Annotated in this window: 17 protein-coding genes; 9 read left to right on the forward strand and 8 right to left on the reverse strand. The window is 57.0% G+C overall.

Going from position 1 to position 16911, the window contains the following annotated elements; translation table 11 throughout:
- Window positions 1-155 precede the first annotated feature (155 nt).
- The 6 genes from galM to modE form a co-directional block, all read right to left on the reverse strand.
- Window positions 156-1196, reverse strand: a complete 1041-nt coding sequence (galM, locus tag OTG14_RS02270; RefSeq protein WP_048992120.1) for a galactose-1-epimerase — start codon at window positions 1194-1196, stop codon at window positions 156-158.
- Window positions 1190-2338: a galactokinase gene (gene galK, locus OTG14_RS02275; RefSeq protein WP_032649494.1), complete on the reverse strand. Its 1149-nt coding sequence runs from the start codon at window positions 2336-2338 to the stop codon at window positions 1190-1192. Before galK ends, galM begins: the two co-directional genes overlap by 7 nt.
- Before the next feature lie 4 nt (window positions 2339-2342).
- Window positions 2343-3389 (reverse strand): galactose-1-phosphate uridylyltransferase, encoded by a 1047-nt coding sequence (galT, locus tag OTG14_RS02280; RefSeq protein WP_061715735.1) that lies wholly within the window; start codon window positions 3387-3389, stop codon window positions 2343-2345.
- A gap of 9 nt (window positions 3390-3398) precedes the next feature.
- Entirely contained in the window at window positions 3399-4415 is a 1017-nt protein-coding gene (gene galE / locus OTG14_RS02285; RefSeq protein ID WP_048992115.1) for a UDP-glucose 4-epimerase GalE, read from the reverse strand.
- Between the two features lie 201 nt (window positions 4416-4616).
- Entirely contained in the window at window positions 4617-6089 is a 1473-nt protein-coding gene (gene modF, locus OTG14_RS02290) for a molybdate ABC transporter ATP-binding protein ModF (protein ID WP_048992113.1), read from the reverse strand.
- Window positions 6090-6156: 67 nt separating this feature from the next.
- On the reverse strand, window positions 6157-6945 hold the full coding sequence (modE, locus tag OTG14_RS02295) for a molybdenum-dependent transcriptional regulator (RefSeq protein ID WP_248273166.1): 789 nt from the start codon (window positions 6943-6945) through the stop codon (window positions 6157-6159).
- Window positions 6946-7072: 127 nt separating this feature from the next.
- Here modE and OTG14_RS02300 point away from each other — a divergent pair, with 127 nt between their 5' ends.
- The 4 genes from OTG14_RS02300 to modC all read left to right on the forward strand — a co-directional run bounded on the left by OTG14_RS02300 (window position 7073) and on the right by modC (window position 9924).
- A complete protein-coding gene (locus OTG14_RS02300) occupies window positions 7073-7222 on the forward strand; it encodes an AcrZ family multidrug efflux pump-associated protein (protein WP_008501118.1) in 150 nt (49 codons plus the stop codon).
- Window positions 7223-7400: 178 nt separating this feature from the next.
- Window positions 7401-8174, forward strand: coding sequence for a molybdate ABC transporter substrate-binding protein (gene modA / locus OTG14_RS02305; protein WP_048992111.1), 774 nt, complete (start codon window positions 7401-7403; stop codon window positions 8172-8174).
- Window positions 8174-8863, forward strand: a complete 690-nt coding sequence (modB, locus tag OTG14_RS02310) for a molybdate ABC transporter permease subunit (RefSeq protein ID WP_032641645.1) — start codon at window positions 8174-8176, stop codon at window positions 8861-8863. The genes modA and modB overlap by 1 nt, the downstream gene beginning before the upstream one ends.
- Before the next feature lie 2 nt (window positions 8864-8865).
- Window positions 8866-9924 carry a molybdenum ABC transporter ATP-binding protein ModC gene (modC, locus tag OTG14_RS02315; RefSeq protein ID WP_267214517.1) on the forward strand — a complete coding sequence of 353 codons (1059 nt, stop codon included), beginning with the start codon at window positions 8866-8868 and terminating at the stop codon, window positions 9922-9924.
- Here the strand turns inward: modC and OTG14_RS02320 are convergent, their stop codons facing one another.
- A complete protein-coding gene (locus tag OTG14_RS02320; RefSeq protein WP_048992107.1) occupies window positions 9925-10743 on the reverse strand; it encodes a pyridoxal phosphatase in 819 nt (272 codons plus the stop codon). It abuts the gene before it with no gap.
- Window positions 10744-10883: 140 nt separating this feature from the next.
- Between OTG14_RS02320 and pgl the strand changes: the two genes are divergently transcribed.
- Both pgl and tisB read left to right on the forward strand, forming a co-directional pair.
- Window positions 10884-11879: a 6-phosphogluconolactonase gene (gene pgl, locus OTG14_RS02325; RefSeq protein WP_048992106.1), complete on the forward strand. Its 996-nt coding sequence runs from the start codon at window positions 10884-10886 to the stop codon at window positions 11877-11879.
- 443 nt (window positions 11880-12322) lie between these two features.
- Window positions 12323-12412, forward strand: a complete 90-nt coding sequence (gene tisB / locus OTG14_RS02330; protein ID WP_023332440.1) for a type I toxin-antitoxin system toxin TisB — start codon at window positions 12323-12325, stop codon at window positions 12410-12412.
- A gap of 55 nt (window positions 12413-12467) precedes the next feature.
- Here the strand turns inward: tisB and OTG14_RS02335 are convergent, their stop codons facing one another.
- Window positions 12468-13751, reverse strand: a complete 1284-nt coding sequence (locus tag OTG14_RS02335; RefSeq protein ID WP_024908776.1) for a putative acyl-CoA thioester hydrolase — start codon at window positions 13749-13751, stop codon at window positions 12468-12470.
- 224 nt (window positions 13752-13975) lie between these two features.
- Between OTG14_RS02335 and hutI the strand changes: the two genes are divergently transcribed.
- The 3 genes from hutI to OTG14_RS02350 are packed head-to-tail and all read left to right on the forward strand — an operon-like array spanning window position 13976 to window position 16888.
- The gene (hutI, locus tag OTG14_RS02340) at window positions 13976-15199 is read left to right on the forward strand and encodes an imidazolonepropionase (protein ID WP_248163615.1); all 1224 of its coding nucleotides are present in this window, start codon (window positions 13976-13978) and stop codon (window positions 15197-15199) included.
- Window positions 15196-16134: a formimidoylglutamase gene (gene hutG / locus OTG14_RS02345; RefSeq protein ID WP_267214518.1), complete on the forward strand. Its 939-nt coding sequence runs from the start codon at window positions 15196-15198 to the stop codon at window positions 16132-16134. Before hutI ends, hutG begins: the two co-directional genes overlap by 4 nt.
- Window positions 16135-16153: 19 nt before the next feature.
- Window positions 16154-16888 carry a histidine utilization repressor gene (locus tag OTG14_RS02350; protein ID WP_048992100.1) on the forward strand — a complete coding sequence of 245 codons (735 nt, stop codon included), beginning with the start codon at window positions 16154-16156 and terminating at the stop codon, window positions 16886-16888.
- Window positions 16889-16911 lie beyond the last annotated feature (23 nt).

The following is a 16911-nucleotide window of genomic DNA, read 5'->3' on the forward strand; positions in this document are numbered from 1 at the left end:
GTGGCCGTGCCACCAGCAACGCTTAACCCTAACCATAGCGAAAATAGTCTCTGAGTGTAAGATGCTTGTGAATCCAGGGTTATGATTTTGTCTGCGATCGGCGCTATTTTCAGCAAGGCGCGCAGAAAAAAGCCCTCCGATGGGAGGGCTGGAAATCAATGCGGAATGAAATGATACTCTGTGACGCTAACGTACTCTTCACCCGGGCGCAGCACGCAGTCCGGCTGCGGCCATTCCGGATGGTTCGGGCTGTCCGGCAGGAACTCGCTCTCCAGCGCCAGGCCTTGCCAGTCGCTATACTCTTCGTGTTCGCGCGCCGTCGTTCCGCCGAGATAGTTACCTGAGTAGAACTGCAGGGCAGGGGCAGTGGTATACACCGTCATCTGCAGCTTCTCATCCGCAGACCAGACCTGTGCGGCAGGTTGTTTCACATCACCTTTGGCCTGTAGCAGGAACGCGTGGTCGTAGCCTTTCACCTTGCGCTGATCGTCATCGCTCAGGAAATCCTGGGCGATCGTTTTCGCGCTGCGGAAGTCAAAGCTGGTGCCGCTCACGTCTTTGAGGCCCTGATGCGGAATGCCCATCTCGTCAACCGGCAGCCAGGCATCCGCCAGGATCTGCAGCCTGTGGTTACGCACGTCGCACTGGTTACCGTCCAGATTAAAGTACGCGTGATTGGTCAGGTTGACCGGACACGGCTTGTCGACCGTCGCACGGTATTCAATGGCGATACGGTTGTCGTCGGTCAGCGTAAAGCGCGCGGACGCGATAAGATTCCCCGGGAAGCCCTGATCGCCGTCAGGCGAATCCAGCGAGAACAGCACTTCCCCGTCGTTTTGACGAACAATCTTCCAGCGGCGTTTATCAAATCCGTCCGGTCCGCCGTGCAGCTGGTTCTCACCCTGGCTTGGAAGCAGGGCGTACTGCACGCCGTCGAGCTCAAAACGGCTCTTCGCGATGCGGTTCGCATAGCGCCCAACGGACGCGCCCAGATAGGCGGACTGATTGACGTACTGCTCAGGCGAGGCGCAGCCCAGCAGGGTTTCGCGTACGCTGCCGTCCGGCATCGGTACGCGGGCAGAAAGAAGGGTAGCACCCCAGTCCATCACCGTAACGACCATCCCCGCGCTGTTGCGCAGGGTTAACAGGCGATACGGCAGACCATCCGGTGCAAGGGTAGGTGTTTCGTTTAGCACTGTCCGGCTCCTTGTGATGCTTTGCAAACATAGAAGGTTTCTTTGATGCCTGTTTTTGCTTCGTACTGCTTCGCCACGGCATCCTGTACGGCAGGAACCAGCTCTTCAGGCACCAGCGCAACGACGCAGCCGCCAAAACCGCCGCCCGTCATGCGCACGCCACCTTTGTCGCCGATGGTGGCTTTGACGATGTCCACCAGGGTGTCGATCTGTGGAACGGTGATTTCAAAGTCATCGCGCATGGAGGCGTGAGATTCCGCCATCAGCTCACCCATACGTTTCAGGTCGCCTTTCGCCAGCGCGGAGGCGGCTTCAACGGTACGGGCATTTTCCGTCAGCACGTGACGAACGCGCCTGGCAACGACCGGATCCAGCTCGTGCGCCACTTTGTTAAATTCATTGAGCGTTACGTCGCGCAGGGCGGGCTGCTGGAAGAAGCGGGCACCGGTTTCGCACTGTTGGCGGCGGGTGTTGTACTCGCTGCCCACCAGCGTGCGCTTAAAGTTGCTGTTGATGATTACCACAGCCGCGCCTTTTGGCAGGGGAACGGCTTTAGTGCCCAGCGAGCGGCAGTCGATCAGCAGCGCGTGTTCTTTTTTGCCCAGCGCGGAGATCAGCTGGTCCATAATGCCGCAGTTACAGCCCACGAACTGGTTTTCCGCTTCCTGACCATTCAGGGCGATTTGCGCGCCGTCCAGCGGTAAATGATAAAGCTGCTGGAACACGGTACCCACCGCGACTTCCAGAGACGCAGAGGAGCTTAAGCCCGCGCCCTGCGGCACGTTGCCGCTGATCACTAAATCTGCGCCGCCAAAGTTTTTGTTACGCTTCTGTAGATGCTTCACCACGCCGCGCACGTAGTTTGACCACTGCTGGCTGTCGTGCGTCACGATTGGGGCATCGAGGGAAAACGCGTCCGTCTCATTACCGTAATCCGCTGCAATCACGCGAACCTGGCGGTCGTCGCGCTTCGCACAGCTGATCACCGTCTGGTAATCGATGGCGCACGGCAGGACGAAACCGTCGTTATAGTCGGTGTGTTCACCAATCAGGTTGACGCGGCCAGGGGCCTGGATAACGTGGGTGGCAGGGTAGCCAAATTTTTCAGCAAACAGGGATTGTGTTTTATCTTTCAGACTCATTTTTTTAGACTCCTGATTCGCGATAGTGGACGTCGCTAACGGCACGCAGACGTTCTGCCGCCTGTTCCGCCGTCAGGTCACGCTGGGTTTCCGCCAGCATTTCATAGCCCACCATAAATTTACGCACCGTCGCAGAGCGCAGCAGCGGCGGATAGAAATGGGCGTGCAGCTGCCAGTGTAGATTCTCTTCGCCGTTAAACGGGGCGCCGTGCCAGCCCATGGAGTACGGGAAGGAGCACTGGAACAGGTTGTCGTAACGACTGGTCAGCTTTTTCAGCGCCAGAGCAAGGTCGTCACGCTGCGCGTCGCTGAGATCGGTGATGCGCTGTACGTGCGCTTTCGGCAGCAGCAGCGTTTCAAACGGCCAGGCAGCCCAGTAAGGCACGACGGCCAGCCAGTGTTCGGTTTCCACCACGGTGCGGCTGCCGTCGGCCAGCTCACGGCGGGTGTAATCGACCAGCATTGGGGAACCGTTTTCCGCGTAATACGCTTTTTGCAGACGGTCTTCACGCTCGGCTTCGTTAGGCAGGAAGCTGTTCGCCCAGACCTGGCCGTGCGGATGTGGGTTAGAGCAGCCCATTGCCGCACCTTTGTTTTCGAACACCTGCACCCACGGGTAAGTTTGACCCAGCTCGGCGGTTTGCGCCTGCCAGGTGCTTACCACCTCTTTCAGCGCTTCCACGCTCAGCTCCGGCAGCGTTTTGCTGTGATCGGGGGAGAAGCAGATCACGCGGCTGGTTCCGCGCGCGCTTTCGCAGCGCATCAGCGGGTCGTGGCTTTCCGGCGCGTCCGGGGTGTCGGTCATCAGGGCGGCAAAATCGTTGGTGAAGACGAAGGTGCCTTTGTAGTCCGGGTTTTTATCCCCGGTGACGCGCGTGTTGCCCGGACAGAGGAAGCAGTCTGGGTCGTGCTGTGGCAGCGTTTGTTTCGCAGGCGTTTCCTGCGCCCCCTGCCAGGGGCGCTTGGCGCGATGCGGAGAAACCAAAATCCATTGCCCGCTTAACGGGTTAAAACGACGATGCGGATGATCGACGGGATTAAATTGCGTCATGACGGATCCTTAGTCCGGATAGCCCTGCGGGTGGCGTGACTGCCAGTGCCAGGTATCCTGTGCCATTTCATCAAGCGTGCGCGTGACACGCCAGTTAAGCTCTTTGTCGGCTTTGGTGGCATCGGCCCAGTAAGCAGGCAGGTCGCCATCACGACGCGGTGCGAAGTGGTAGCTCACCGGCTTACCGCAGGCTTTGCTGAAGGCGTTAACCACGTCCAGCACGCTGCTGCCGACCCCGGCGCCGAGGTTGTAAATATGCACGCCCGGCTTGTTGGCCAGCTGCTGCATCGCCGCCACGTGGCCGTCGGCCAGATCCATGACGTGGATGTAGTCACGCACGCCGGTGCCGTCTTGGGTAGGGTAGTCATTGCCAAAAATCGCCAGCGAGTCGCGGCGACCCACGGCAACCTGCGCGATATACGGCATCAGGTTGTTCGGGATGCCCTGCGGATCTTCACCCATATCGCCGGACGGATGGGCGCCGACCGGGTTGAAGTAGCGCAGCAGCGCGATGCTCCACTCCGGCTGCGCTTTTTGCAGGTCGGTCAGGATCTGCTCCACCATCAGTTTGCTTTTGCCGTACGGACTTTGCGGTGTCCCGGTTGGGAAGCTTTCAACGTAAGGGATTTTGGGCTGATCGCCGTAGACGGTAGCCGAAGAGCTAAAGATGAAGTTTTTGACGTTGGCCGCACGCATGGCGGAGATGAGACGCAGAGTACCGTTGACGTTGTTGTCGTAATACTCGAGCGGTTTCGCAACGGATTCACCGACCGCTTTCAGACCTGCGAAGTGGATCACCGCTTCGATGGCGTGGTCGTGAAGGATCTCGGTCATCAGCGCTTCGTTGCGGATGTCGCCTTCTACAAAAGTCGGTTGTTTACCGCCAAGACGTTCAATCACAGGCAGCACGCTGCGCTTACTGTTGCACAGGTTGTCGAGGATGATGACGTCGTGACCGTTTTGCAGCAGTTGCACGCAGGTATGACTACCTATGTAACCGCTACCACCTGTTACCAGAACTCGCATATTTCGCTCCATTGGGCTTATGGTATGTAATAACCATAGCATAACAGAGACGCGAAAAGTGTGACATGGGATAAAATAGTGGAATCGTTTACACTGTTTTTAAAGTCCGATTATCAGCCGCTGTGGGGCATTGTAGATCAACGGGATAGCAATGTCTTAGTGCAGGTTATCTGAAAAACGGAGGGCGGTGCCCTCCGGGGGTTAATCGATTTTGCTTTGCAGATAACGATACTGCTCACCGTCCGGAACAAACTCCAGCCGATGGGTGATGCAGGAGGGGGCATCTTCGGCATGGTGTGAAACGAAAAGCAGCTGCGTTTCACCTTCGCTAATCAGCACGTCCACAAAGCGGCGGATAAGCTGTCGGTTCAGCGGATCGAGTCCCTGCAGCGGTTCGTCGAGGATCAGCAGCGTAGGGTGTTTTACCAGCGCGCGAACGATCAGGGCCAGACGCTGCTGCCCCCACGACAGACTATGAAACGGTGCGTCAGCGACCCGGTTGTCCATGCCCAGGATATCCAGCCACTGCTGGGCCAGCTTGTGCTGTTTGTCCGACACCGCCTGATAAATACCGATGGAATCAAAATAGCCGGAGAGGATCACGTTGCGTACCGTGGTACTGACCCGGTAATCCAGATGCAGGCTGCTGCTGACATAGCCGATATGTTTTTTAATATCCCAGATGGTTTCGCCGCTGCCGCGACGCCGACCGAACAGCGTCAGATCGTTGCTATAGCCCTGCGGGTGATCGCCGGTGATCAGGCTAAGCAGCGTTGATTTTCCCGCGCCGTTAGGGCCGACAATCTGCCAGTGCTCGCCTGGATTGACCGTCCAGCTGAGGCGGTTAAGGATCGGGCGATCGTCATAAGAGACCATCCCATCCCGCAGCACGATGCGCGGCTGGTGGGGGTCAAGCGCATGGCGGGCCGACGGGGCGTCGGGTTCCGGAAGGGTAATACCATCAAGCTGTTCGCTGTGCGCGAGCTGGGCAATCAGCGCCTGCTTAAGCAGCGCGGTTTTTTCGCCGGTCTCGGTCAGGTTACAGTCGGCCAGTACGCCCGCGTGTTGGATAAAATCCGGAATTTCATCGAAGCGGTTAAGTACCAGCACCAGGGTATATCCCTGCTGATTAAGCGATGCCAGCAGGGACGCCAGCTGCGCACGGGACTGCACGTCAAGACCGTCGAAGGGTTCGTCCAGAATAAGAAGGTCAGGCTCGCTCATCAGCGCCTGACAAAGCAGCGTTTTCCGCGTCTCGCCGGTCGAAAGGTATTTAAAGCGCCGGTTCAGCAGGGCGGTGATACCGAACCGTTCTGCCAGGCGCTGACAGCGGGCGGGGTCTTTCACCTCATCCTGAATAATTTCTGCCGTCGTACGGCCGGTATCGTCTTCGCCAGGGCTGAGTAAATCGGTGTTGTTGCGCTGCCACTCGTCGCTGACCAGCTTTTGCAGTTGTTCAAACGACAGGCGCGTCAGGCGCGTAAAGGTGCTCTGGTATTCGCCCTTGAGGAGGTTGAGCTCGCCGGCCAGCGCGCGGGCCAGCGCAGATTTACCGCTGCCGTTAGTGCCGACAAACGCCCAGCTTTCACCCGCGCGTATCGTCAAATCAGCAATCGTCAGCGTTCGGGTATCGCTAAGACGAAACGTGCCTTGCGAAATATGCAATGATGACATGATTTATCCCTGTTTTTGCAGCAATAGATATCAGGGATACGCACTGTCGGCGCGATTGTCAATGTGCTCAGCACAATGTGGCGATAATCACCCGATCTGCATTGAACCAGGCGGTGACGACAGTACCTTCTTCTAAACCGTCCGCCTCGTTAAGCGGTATTGTCGCGCAAAGTCGTTGCCCGTCTGCCAGGGTCATCAGCACTTCGCACTGCGCCTGGCCGCGTTCGATATGGCTAATTGCGCCCTGCAGCTGGTTATCTGCTGCCTTTGCGGTGTCGGGATCGCGCGTGATATTGACCCACGGTGCTTTCAGCAGCACCAGCACCTCTTTCCCTTCGTCCAGCTCAAGGCGCTCTGCACTCTGCGCCGTTATGGCGGCTTTCAGACGGGTAGTCCCATCGGCAAGCAGGATTTCAATATGCTGCTGTACCTGGAGATTATCGCGCGCCGTCACCGTGCCAAACCACTGGTTACGGGCGCTGGTTTGTAACGAGAAGCGGGAAATGGCGGCCAGCAAACTGTCCAGCGGAACGTCGTCGTCGTCGCTCAACACATCAAACGCTTTTTGCTGGATCCGGGCCAGCAGATCGTAAAGCTGAATAAGGCGCTGGCCGTAACGCGTCACGATTGCACCGCCGCCGCCTTTGCCGCCCGTGGCTCTGTCTACCAGCGGCTGTTCGCTCAGGGTGTTCATCTCATTGATGGCGTCCCAGGCGCTTTTATAGCTGATGCCCGCGTTTTTCGCCCCCTGGCTAATCGAGCCTGTTTGTTCTATTTGTTTAAGCAGGGCGATACGTCGCGGATCGGCGAAAAGCTTTTGCTGAAGTCGGAGTGTGAGAAGAATTTCGGCCTGCATAACAGTGTCCTGGCAAAAAGAGTATTGTGACCTAAATGGTGCAGGGCGCAAAGGGTACCGCACAAAAGGGGATGTTTTTCTCACTTGAAAGGGTAGAATAAGCTATTCACAATATCTGGAGAAAACCATGTTAGAGTTGTTGAAAAGTCTGGTATTCGCCGTGATCATGGTACCAGTAGTGATGGCCATCATCCTCGGTGCCATCTACGGCCTGGGTGAAGTGTTCAACGTCTTTTCGAACATTGGTCACAGAGACCAGGCTAAAAAGCAGCATTGATTCCCCACAAAACGCCCGGCTTGTCCGGGCGTTTTGCTCTCAAGATTTTCCCGTTTTCGCCGATAATATTTAACGTATCACACCGGTTTACCTCTTCAGCGGTACGATTTAACGCTGGGATCTCCCTGACGTTACCGTTATATTAATATGTATATAACGCTACTCACAGGAGTTAAAAATGGCACGTACCTGGGTACGCCTTTTCGCAGGGGCAACGCTGACGCTTTCACTTACCGGCCACGCGCTGGCGGACGACGGTAAAATCACGGTCTTTGCGGCGGCGTCGCTGACCAACGCGCTGCAGGATATCGCGGCGACGTATAAAAAAGAGAAAAACGTCGAGGTGGTCTCCTCTTTTGCCTCTTCCTCGACGCTGGCGCGCCAGATAGAAGCGGGCGCACCGGCGGATCTGTTCATCTCTGCCGATCAGAAGTGGATGGATTACGCGGTGGAGAAGAAAGCGATTGATGCGGCAACCCGCGAAACGCTGCTGGGGAATAGCCTGGTTGTCGTGGCGCCAAAAGCCAGCGCCCAGGCGGATATTACCATCAACAAAGAGACCAACTGGACGAGCCTGCTGAACGGTGGCCGTCTGGCGGTGGGCGATCCGGAGCACGTTCCGGCCGGTATTTATGCCAAAGAAGCGCTGCAAAAGCTGGGCGCGTGGGAGACATTGTCGCCGAAGCTGGCTCCGGCGGAAGATGTCCGCGGCGCGCTGGCGCTGGTGGAACGCAACGAAGCCCCGCTGGGCATTGTGTATGGCTCTGATGCCGTTGCCAGTAAAGGTGTAAAAGTGGTCGCAACGTTCCCGGAAGACTCCCACAAGAAAGTGGAATATCCTGTTGCGATTGTTGATGGACATAAAAATGCGACCGTGACGGCCTTCCGCGATTACCTGAAGGGGCCGGAAGCGTCCGCAATCTTTAAACGTTACGGATTTACGACTCACTGATGATATTGACCGATCCTGAATGGCAGGCTGTTCTGCTGAGCCTTAAAGTCTCTTCCCTGGCGGTTGCGCTGAGTTTGCCCTTTGGGATCTTCTTTGCCTGGTTACTGGTTCGCTGTCAGTTTCCCGGCAAAACGCTGCTCGACAGCGTGCTTCATCTTCCGCTCGTGTTGCCGCCCGTGGTGGTCGGTTACCTGCTGCTGATTTCGATGGGGCGGCGCGGTTTTATCGGCGAGAAGCTCTACGACTGGTTTGGGCTGACGTTTGCGTTTAGCTGGCGCGGTGCGGTACTGGCGGCGGCGGTAATGTCATTTCCGCTGATGGTGAGGGCGATACGCCTCGCGCTGGAAGGCGTGGACATGAAGCTCGAACAGGCGGCCCGCACGCTGGGGGCAGGCCGCTGGCGCGTCTTTTTCACCATCACGCTACCCCTGACGTTACCCGGCATTATTGTTGGCACGGTGCTGGCCTTCGCCCGTTCGCTGGGCGAGTTTGGCGCGACCATCACGTTTGTGTCGAACATCCCCGGCGAGACGCGAACCATCCCGTCGGCGATGTATACCCTGATTCAAACGCCGGGCGGTGAAGGCGCGGCGGCGCGGCTGTGTATTATTTCAATTGTGCTGGCGCTGGCATCGCTAATGGTGTCTGAATGGCTGGCGCGCCTCAGCCGCGAGCGAATGGGGAAATAAGCATGCTGGAACTCCATTTCACCCAGACGCTGGGAAACCATACCCTGACGCTTAACGAGACGCTGCCGGCAAGCGGCATCACCGCCATCTTTGGCGTGTCGGGGGCGGGAAAAACGTCGCTGATTAATGCCATCAGCGGTCTGACCCGCCCGCAGTCAGGCCGTATTGTCCTGAATGACCGCGTCCTGAATGACGTGGAGAATAAGGTTTATCTCTCGCCGGATAAGCGCCGCATCGGCTATGTTTTCCAGGACGCGCGCTTATTCCCGCACTACAGCGTGCGCGGCAACCTGCGTTACGGCATGGCGAAGAGCATGGCCGGGCAGTTTGATAAGCTGGTGATGCTTTTAGGTATTGAACCTCTGCTCGACAGGCTGCCTTCCTCGCTTTCCGGCGGAGAAAAACAGCGCGTGGCGATTGGCCGCGCGTTGCTGACCGCACCCGAACTGCTGCTGCTCGACGAACCGCTGGCCTCGCTGGATATTCCGCGTAAACGCGAACTTCTGCCTTATCTACAGCGGCTGACGCGCGAGATTAATATTCCGATGCTCTACGTCAGCCATTCGCTGGATGAGATCCTCCACCTGGCCGATAAGGTGCTGGTGCTGGAAGAGGGTCGCGTCAAGGCCTTCGGCAACCTGGAAGAGGTGTGGGGCAGCAGCGTAATGCACCCGTGGTTACCCCGGGAACAGCAGAGCAGCATCCTGAAAGTGAGCGTGTTGGAACACCACCCGCACTATGCGATGACCGCCCTGGCGCTGGGTGACCAGCATCTTTGGGTCAATAAGATTGATAAACCGTTACAGTCCGTACTGCGAATTCGCATTCAGGCGTCGGACGTCTCGCTGGTGCTGCAACCGCCGCTGCAAACCAGTATTCGAAATATTCTGCGCGCCAAAGTCGCGGAGTGTTTTGATGATAACGGGCAGGTGGAAGTGAAGCTTGAAGTGGGAAGCAGAACGCTCTGGGCGCGCATCAGCCCGTGGGCCAGGGATGAGTTAGGGATCAAACCCGGCCTGTGGCTTTACGCGCAAATCAAGAGTGTCTCGATCACCGCCTGATTACAGCAGGTGGGTATAAATGTACTGCGCGATGCTGTCGGTGGTGTTGTCGCCGATCACCACGTTAGCACGCGCTTTGACCGCGTCGTCGGCATTGCCCATCGCCACGCCGGTACCGGCGGCTTCCAGCATGCTGATGTCGTTGTAGTTGTCACCGAAGGCGATCACGTCCTGCATTGACCCGCCCTGCGATTCCACGTACTGCGTCAGCCGTTTGCCTTTGCTGTTGCCTTTGCGGGCAATATCCACCTGATCGTGCCAGGACCATTCGCACTCCAGACCCAGCGTCTGTTCCACGTGTTTTGCGAAGGCATTCAGTTTGGTGGTGTCTTCATCCGTCAGGGCGAATTTCCAGATAGCCTCAACGTCCTGGGCCGCCTGACGCAGGGAGGAAACCTGGGTAAAGACCGGACGCTGCGCTTCAGGCAGGGACAACGCCCAGTTGCTGGTGCGCACCACATGGCCGGTAGGGCGCTCATACACCATCGCATTATCTACGTACATCAGACCGTGAACGGCATGCTCATCCAGCAGATCAATCAGTTGCAGCGCCTGGGGAACCGGCAGCGGGTCGGATGCTAAAACCTTTTTTGCCTGATAATCATACAAATAGGTGCCATTACAACAAATTGCAGGTGTATCTAACGCCAGTGCCTGATAAAAAGGGTGAATGGCAACGTGATGTCGACCCGTTACGATAAGGAGTTGATATCCCGCTTCCTGTGCGCGTTTAAGCGCTTCCAGAGAAGAGGGAAGAAGGGTTTTTTGCGGCGTCAGTAAGGTACCGTCTAAATCCAGAGCAATCACACGCGAGGTCATCTGTTTTCCCGGGTTAATATTGAATTTACGTTTTGATGGGATGGTACACCGAGAGGCGAATGCTTCAAAACTCCTGTCGACAATTCAGCATTCACCGTCAAAAGTTAACTACTTTCATGCGCAGTGAGGAGTGAATATTCATGAAACAAACCGTTTATACCGCCAGTCCTGAAAGCCAGCAGATCCACGTCTGGCGTTTAAATACCGAAGGGACACTCACGCTGGTGCAGGTTGTTGATGTGCCAGGCCAGGTGCAACCGATGGTCATCAGCCCGGATAAACGTTTCTTGTACGTGGGTGTGCGCCCGGAGTTCCGCGTGCTGGCCTATCGCATTTCTCCGGACGATGGCGCGCTGACGTACACTGCCGAAGCCCCGCTGCCGGGCAGCCCAACCCATATCTCTACCGATCGTAAAGGCAATTTTGTCTTCAGCGGCTCTTATAACGCGGGCTGCGTCAGCGTAACGCGTCTGGAAAATGGCATTCCGGTCGAAACCGTGGATGTGGTGGAAGGGCTTGAAGGCTGCCACTCGGCGAATATCACGCCGGATAACCGCACGCTGTGGGTGCCTGCGCTGAAGCAGGATCGTATCTGCCTGTTCACCCTGAGCGACGATGGTCACCTGGTGGCGCAGAATCCTGCCGAAGTGACTACCGTTGAAGGCGCGGGTCCGCGCCATATGGTCTTCCATCCGAACCAGCAATACGCCTACGTGGTTAATGAACTGAACAGCTCAGTGGACGTCTGGGAGCTGAAAGATCCTAACGGCCAGATTGAGTGCGTGCAGACGCTGGACATGATGCCGCCTGACTTCTCCGACACCCGCTGGGCGGCGGATATCCACATTACGCCAGATGGCCGCCATCTGTACGCCTGTGACCGTACCTCCAGCCTGATTACCGTGTTTAGCGTTTCTGAAGACGGCAGCGTGCTGGCGGTTGAAGGCTTCCAGCCAACGGAAACCCAGCCGCGCGGCTTTAATATCGATCACAGCGGTAAATACCTGATTGCAGCGGGGCAGAAATCCCACCACATCGCGCTGTATGAAATTAAAGGCGAGCAGGGTCTGCTGGAAGAGAAAGGACGTTACGCCGTCGGACAGGGGCCAATGTGGGTCGTGGTTAACGCTCACTAAGCGGCTTAAAACAAAAAACCTCGCGAACGCGAGGTTTTTTTATGCCCGGTGGTTGCCGGGTGAGCACATCAAAACGTAACCAACATGGTCATCATAATGTCGACTCAAGGTGAAGTAAACGCATCGTCAACGAAGGACAAAGAACACAGAATGATTATCGGTTGTTATTTTTAAAATAATCAGTTGTTTAGAGGCGTTTTCTTTATAAATTCCTAAACTGACCTTATCTGTTTTTATGTACAGTAGTGATTTGATATCATTCTGTCCGTTGGCTTGATGTGTTGCAGTTCCGCAATTCAGGATCCGTATTCAGTCCTGGCTGTCGGGTGGTGCCGACAGTGCCTAAACTGCGGAGCACATCAAAACATAACCAACACACCTCTGGTGACAGGCCGCGGAAAGGTAAATCAGGGGAGAAGTGCTCTATACCAAAGGAGTGGCGTATGAGCGGTGTGGAATGGGCAATTCTGTTCCTGCAACTCATGGTTGCGATTATGCAACTATTGGATGCGTATCTTAAGTTTGGAGCCTGACGCATTCAGTCGCAGTAAAAAGGGGGATTAAACTCCCCCTTTTACTCTCATCTTATTACTGCTTCGGCTCAGCAACCACTTTGCTACCCAGACCGCGGTTGTTGTATTCCCACATGCGGTTGAAGTTAGCGTCGTTCAGGTTGCGCTGCACGTTCCCTTTATCATCCATCGCACCGGTATTGCCGGAGAACGGACGTTTGGAGATTGCTGCATCAGCCCACGGCTTCGCCATGTTGAAGCCTTCGTTGATCACGCTGTCGCGGATCACGACCTGGCCGTTAGTGGCAGAGTCCACGTCCAGGGAACGTCCCAGCTGCGCCACGCCGTCACCGGCAGCATTAAAGCGGCTGTTCACGGCCAGGAAGCCGTAGAAGAGGTTAGACTGGGTTGCCGGAGCAAACACGTAACCTTCCTGCTGAGTACGTGAGTTCACCACGCGGAAATCGGTGTTATCAAACACCACCGCGCCGCGACCGGACACCAGATCCACGTCACCTTCAACGTAGCTGTTGGTCACCAGGGTACGGGTCAGGCGGTTATTCTGCAGGGCGTTCTGCACGCCGCTGTTGGTCACGAAGAAGGTGTTCTGACGGCCCAGAATGTTGACGTTGTTAATCTGCACCTGGTCACCATCGCTACGCAGCGCAACGGCCTGGTGGTTACCGGCATCAACGCTGTCGCCCAGGGTATTCTGGATGGTCAGGTTCTGCAGCTGCAGACCGTTATTCTGAGACCAGAACACCGCTGAGCACATCACGCCAATGGTGGCGGAACGCTTACTCTGGCAGTTATCAAACATGTACCACGCCGGTTTACCCGGCATATATTTACCGGCCGGGTTCACCAGGTGACGCCAGGTGTTGCTGTCGATTTCGGAATCAATCGCCAGGCCAATTTTTACGTCGATAGCTTTTTCGCCCAGACCGTAAAGCGTAATGCTGCCTGGTGCGGCCGGAACATACACGGTGCCTTCATATTCACCTGGCAGGATCGCGATGTACTGGCGAGACGCGCTGTGTTTAGTGATGGCAGCATCAACCGCAGCCTGAATAGAGGTATGCGTTACGCCCTGCGCACCCGCCGGGCCTACCACGAAGTCAGGCTGTTTAGGCAGGTTAATAGACGACGGTGTCCACGGTGCAGCGTTAGGATCCATCGCTGAGAAGTAGTGCGCACGATCGAAGTTCTTCGCTTCATCAGCGGACAAAATCGGGCGGGAGGCGGTACCGGGCGCAACCTGCTCAGAAGGTCGCTGATCCGGTGGGGTTGAACTGCATGCGGATAAGGTCACGCCAAAGGCGAGTGCTAACGCCAGACGGGAAATCCTGGAAATGTTCAAGGTGAAGCTCCTGGGTATGCAAGTCTTTACGGGATAGACGAAATAGCCTGCTTTTTTATACTAAGTTGAGCGAAACGGGAAGATAAAAAGGGTAAAAGTTGCATTTTTAGCCCCGAAGCCGCAGGTAAGTGATCACAAATAAATAACATTTTCCACAAAGTCGGTTGACAGCAGGCAACAGATGAAAATAAATGTCTATACAACCTATGACAAGTGGAATGCCCATGCAGCAGATTCATCCCGACGATGTAATATGGCGAAATGCGCGACTGGCTACGATGGTGCCGGACGTCTCTGCGCCCTATGGACTGAAAGAGCAACATGCCCTGGTCGTGCGCGGCCACACCCTTCTGGCCGTGATCCCTGAATCTGACATTCCTGCCGGACACCCTCACTGTGTCGATCTCCAGGGGCGTCTGGTCACGCCTGGCCTGATTGACTGCCATACCCACCTGGTGTTTGGCGGCGATCGCGCGGCGGAGTGGGAGCAGCGTCTGAATGGCGTCTCTTATCAAACCATCAGCGCCCAGGGGGGCGGGATTAACGCGACCGTGACGGCGACGCGCAGCAGCTCACCCGAAACCCTGCTTAAGCTGGCGCAGCAGCGGCTTCAGCGACTGATGAATGAAGGCGTCACTACGGTTGAAATCAAGTCGGGATACGGTCTAAACCCCGAGGCCGAAGAGAAGATGCTGCAGGTTGCCCGCCAGCTGAGCCTCAATAATCCGATCGATATCAGCCCAACGCTGCTGGCGGCCCATGCGGTTCCGTCGGAATACCGACAGGATCCAGATGCGTATCTCACGCTGGTCTGTGAGCAGATATTGCCCGCGCTGTGGCAAAAAGAGTTATATGAAGCAGTAGACGTGTTCTGCGAAAACGTCGGCTTTACCCCGTCGCAAACCGAGCGCCTCTTTCAGGCGGCAACCGCGCTCGGCATCCCGGTGAAAGGACATGTCGAACAGCTGTCGAATCAGGGCGGTGCGGCGCTGGTCAGCCGGTATAAGGGACTCTCCGCCGATCATATCGAATATCTTGACGACGCAGGCGTTCAGGCGATGGCGGAAAGCGGCACGGTTGCGGTCCTGTTGCCGGGGGCGTTCTATTTTCTGCAGGAGCGCCAGCGTCCGCCGGTTGAACAGCTCAGAAAACAGGGTGTCCCGATGGCGGTCGCCACCGACTACAACCCCGGCACCAGCCCGTTTGCCAGCCTGCACCTGGCGATGAACATGGCCTGCGTCCAGTTTGGCCTGACGCCGGAAGAGGCCTGGGCTGGCGTGACGCGACACGCGGCGCAGGCGCTGGGGCGTGGTGCAACCCACGGACAGCTGCGGGCCGGGTTTGTCGCCGATTTTATCGTCTGGGATGCTCACCATCCGGTTGAGATGGTCTACGAGCCGGGACGCAATCCGCTGTATCAACGTATTTTCCGTGGGGAGGCAGTATGAGGTTATGGCGGCCCGTAGCCGAAACGGTCTGGCAGGGGCGCGACGACAGCGCCGAGGCCAGCAATGCGACGCGCATTTTCCAGACGATACGGCAGCAGGGGCAGTTCACGCCGCTTTCATCCGGCATCGCGCTGATAGGCTTTGAATGTGATGCAGGCGTAAAACGCAATCAGGGCAGGCCCGGCGCCGTGCAGGCGCCGGATATGCTTCGAAAGGCGCTGGCGAATATGGCAAGCCATCAGGGACACGATCGGCTGGCGGATATGGGCTCGGTTTACGTTGAAGGCGACGAACTGGAAGCGGCACAGCAGGCGTTAAGCGATGCCGTCACGGCCTGTCAGCAGTCCGGAATGCGTACGCTGGTCTTTGGCGGTGGGCACGAAACCGCCTGGGCGCACGGTCGGGGCGTTCTTGACGCGTTCCCTAACGAGCGCGTGGCGGTGATCAACCTTGATGCGCATCTTGACCTGCGCAAGGCTGACCGGGCGACGTCCGGCACCCCGTTTCGTCAGCTGGCGCACTATTGCGATGAGCGCGGGCGGGAATTTCAGTACGCCTGCTTTGGCGTGAGCCGGGCGGCGAACACGCAGGCGCTGTGGGATGAGGCTGAACGCCTGAACGTCACGCTGGTGGAAGATCTCCATTTCAGGCGCGATGCGCTATCTTCGCTGGAAAAAGTGCTGGCGCAGGCTGACCGTATCTACCTGACGATCGATCTGGACGTCCTGCCCGCCAGCGAAATGCCTGCCGTTTCCGCTCCGGCTGCGTTAGGCATACCGGCACTGGATCTTCTGCCGGTTATCGAACAAATCTGCCGTAGCGGTAAGCTACAGGCCGCCGATCTGGTAGAGTTTAACCCGCAGTACGATCGGGACGGACAGGGCGCAAAGCTTGCCGCCCGTCTGGCCTGGCAAATTGCTCACTGGTGGGCATAACACTATTCAAGGAGTTACGATGTTTTCACGCTCACCTCTGCCGCAGTCGAGCTCTCCCGCGCCTTTCTACGAAAAGGTGAAGCAGGCGATCAGCGAAAAAATCGCCACCGGCGTCTGGCGGCCGCACGATCGCATTCCCTCGGAGGCCGAGCTGGTGGCGCAGTTTGGTTTTAGCCGGATGACCGTCAACCGGGCGCTGCGCGAGTTGACCGACGAAGGGCTTCTGGTGCGCCTGCAGGGCGTGGGGACATTTGTGGCGGAACCGAAAGGGCAATCCGCCCTGTTTGAAATCCGCAGTATTGCCGATGAGATAACCTCGCGTAATCACCAGCACCGCTGTGAGGTACTGGTGCTCGAAGAGACCCAGGCCAGCGCCGAGCAGGCGGTAGAGCTGAATGTCAAAGAAGGCAGCCGGATCTTCCACTCGGTTATGGTGCATTTTGAGAACGACATTCCGGTGCAGATTGAAGATCGCTGCGTGAACGCTGAACGGATACCGGACTATCTGAACCAGGATTACACCCAGACCACCCCGCACGCCTATCTCTCGCTCGTCGCACCGTTGACGGAAGGGGAGCACATTGTGGAGGCCGTGCGCGCCACGCCGCAGGAGTGCGAGCGGCTGCGCATTAAAGAGCACGATCCGTGCCTGCTAATTCGCCGTCGGACCTGGTCCTCGTCGCACATCGTGTCGCATGCCCGACTGCTTTTCCCGGGGAACCGTTACCGGCTGCAGGGCCACTTTATGTCATAAGTTTTAAAAGCGTGATAGCTAAC

The organism is Enterobacter pseudoroggenkampii (assembly GCF_026420145.1).
GTDB classification, from domain to species: domain Bacteria; phylum Pseudomonadota; class Gammaproteobacteria; order Enterobacterales; family Enterobacteriaceae; genus Enterobacter; species Enterobacter pseudoroggenkampii.

Coding starts and splice junctions, on each gene's coding strand:
- galK (WP_032649494.1), bottom strand. CDS start 2,338: ATGAGTCTGAAAGATAAAACACAATCCCTGTTTGCTGAAAAATTTGGC.
- galT (WP_061715735.1), bottom strand. CDS start 3,389: ATGACGCAATTTAATCCCGTCGATCATCCGCATCGTCGTTTTAACCCG.
- galE (WP_048992115.1), bottom strand. CDS start 4,415: ATGCGAGTTCTGGTAACAGGTGGTAGCGGTTACATAGGTAGTCATACC.
- modF (WP_048992113.1), bottom strand. CDS start 6,089: ATGTCATCATTGCATATTTCGCAAGGCACGTTTCGTCTTAGCGATACC.
- modE (WP_248273166.1), bottom strand. CDS start 6,945: ATGCAGGCCGAAATTCTTCTCACACTCCGACTTCAGCAAAAGCTTTTC.
- OTG14_RS02300 (WP_008501118.1), top strand. CDS start 7,073: ATGTTAGAGTTGTTGAAAAGTCTGGTATTCGCCGTGATCATGGTACCA.
- modA (WP_048992111.1), top strand. CDS start 7,401: ATGGCACGTACCTGGGTACGCCTTTTCGCAGGGGCAACGCTGACGCTT.
- modB (WP_032641645.1), top strand. CDS start 8,174: ATGATATTGACCGATCCTGAATGGCAGGCTGTTCTGCTGAGCCTTAAA.
- modC (WP_267214517.1), top strand. CDS start 8,866: ATGCTGGAACTCCATTTCACCCAGACGCTGGGAAACCATACCCTGACG.
- OTG14_RS02320 (WP_048992107.1), bottom strand. CDS start 10,743: ATGACCTCGCGTGTGATTGCTCTGGATTTAGACGGTACCTTACTGACG.
- pgl (WP_048992106.1), top strand. CDS start 10,884: ATGAAACAAACCGTTTATACCGCCAGTCCTGAAAGCCAGCAGATCCAC.
- tisB (WP_023332440.1), top strand. CDS start 12,323: ATGAGCGGTGTGGAATGGGCAATTCTGTTCCTGCAACTCATGGTTGCG.
- hutI (WP_248163615.1), top strand. CDS start 13,976: ATGCAGCAGATTCATCCCGACGATGTAATATGGCGAAATGCGCGACTG.
- hutG (WP_267214518.1), top strand. CDS start 15,196: ATGAGGTTATGGCGGCCCGTAGCCGAAACGGTCTGGCAGGGGCGCGAC.
- OTG14_RS02350 (WP_048992100.1), top strand. CDS start 16,154: ATGTTTTCACGCTCACCTCTGCCGCAGTCGAGCTCTCCCGCGCCTTTC.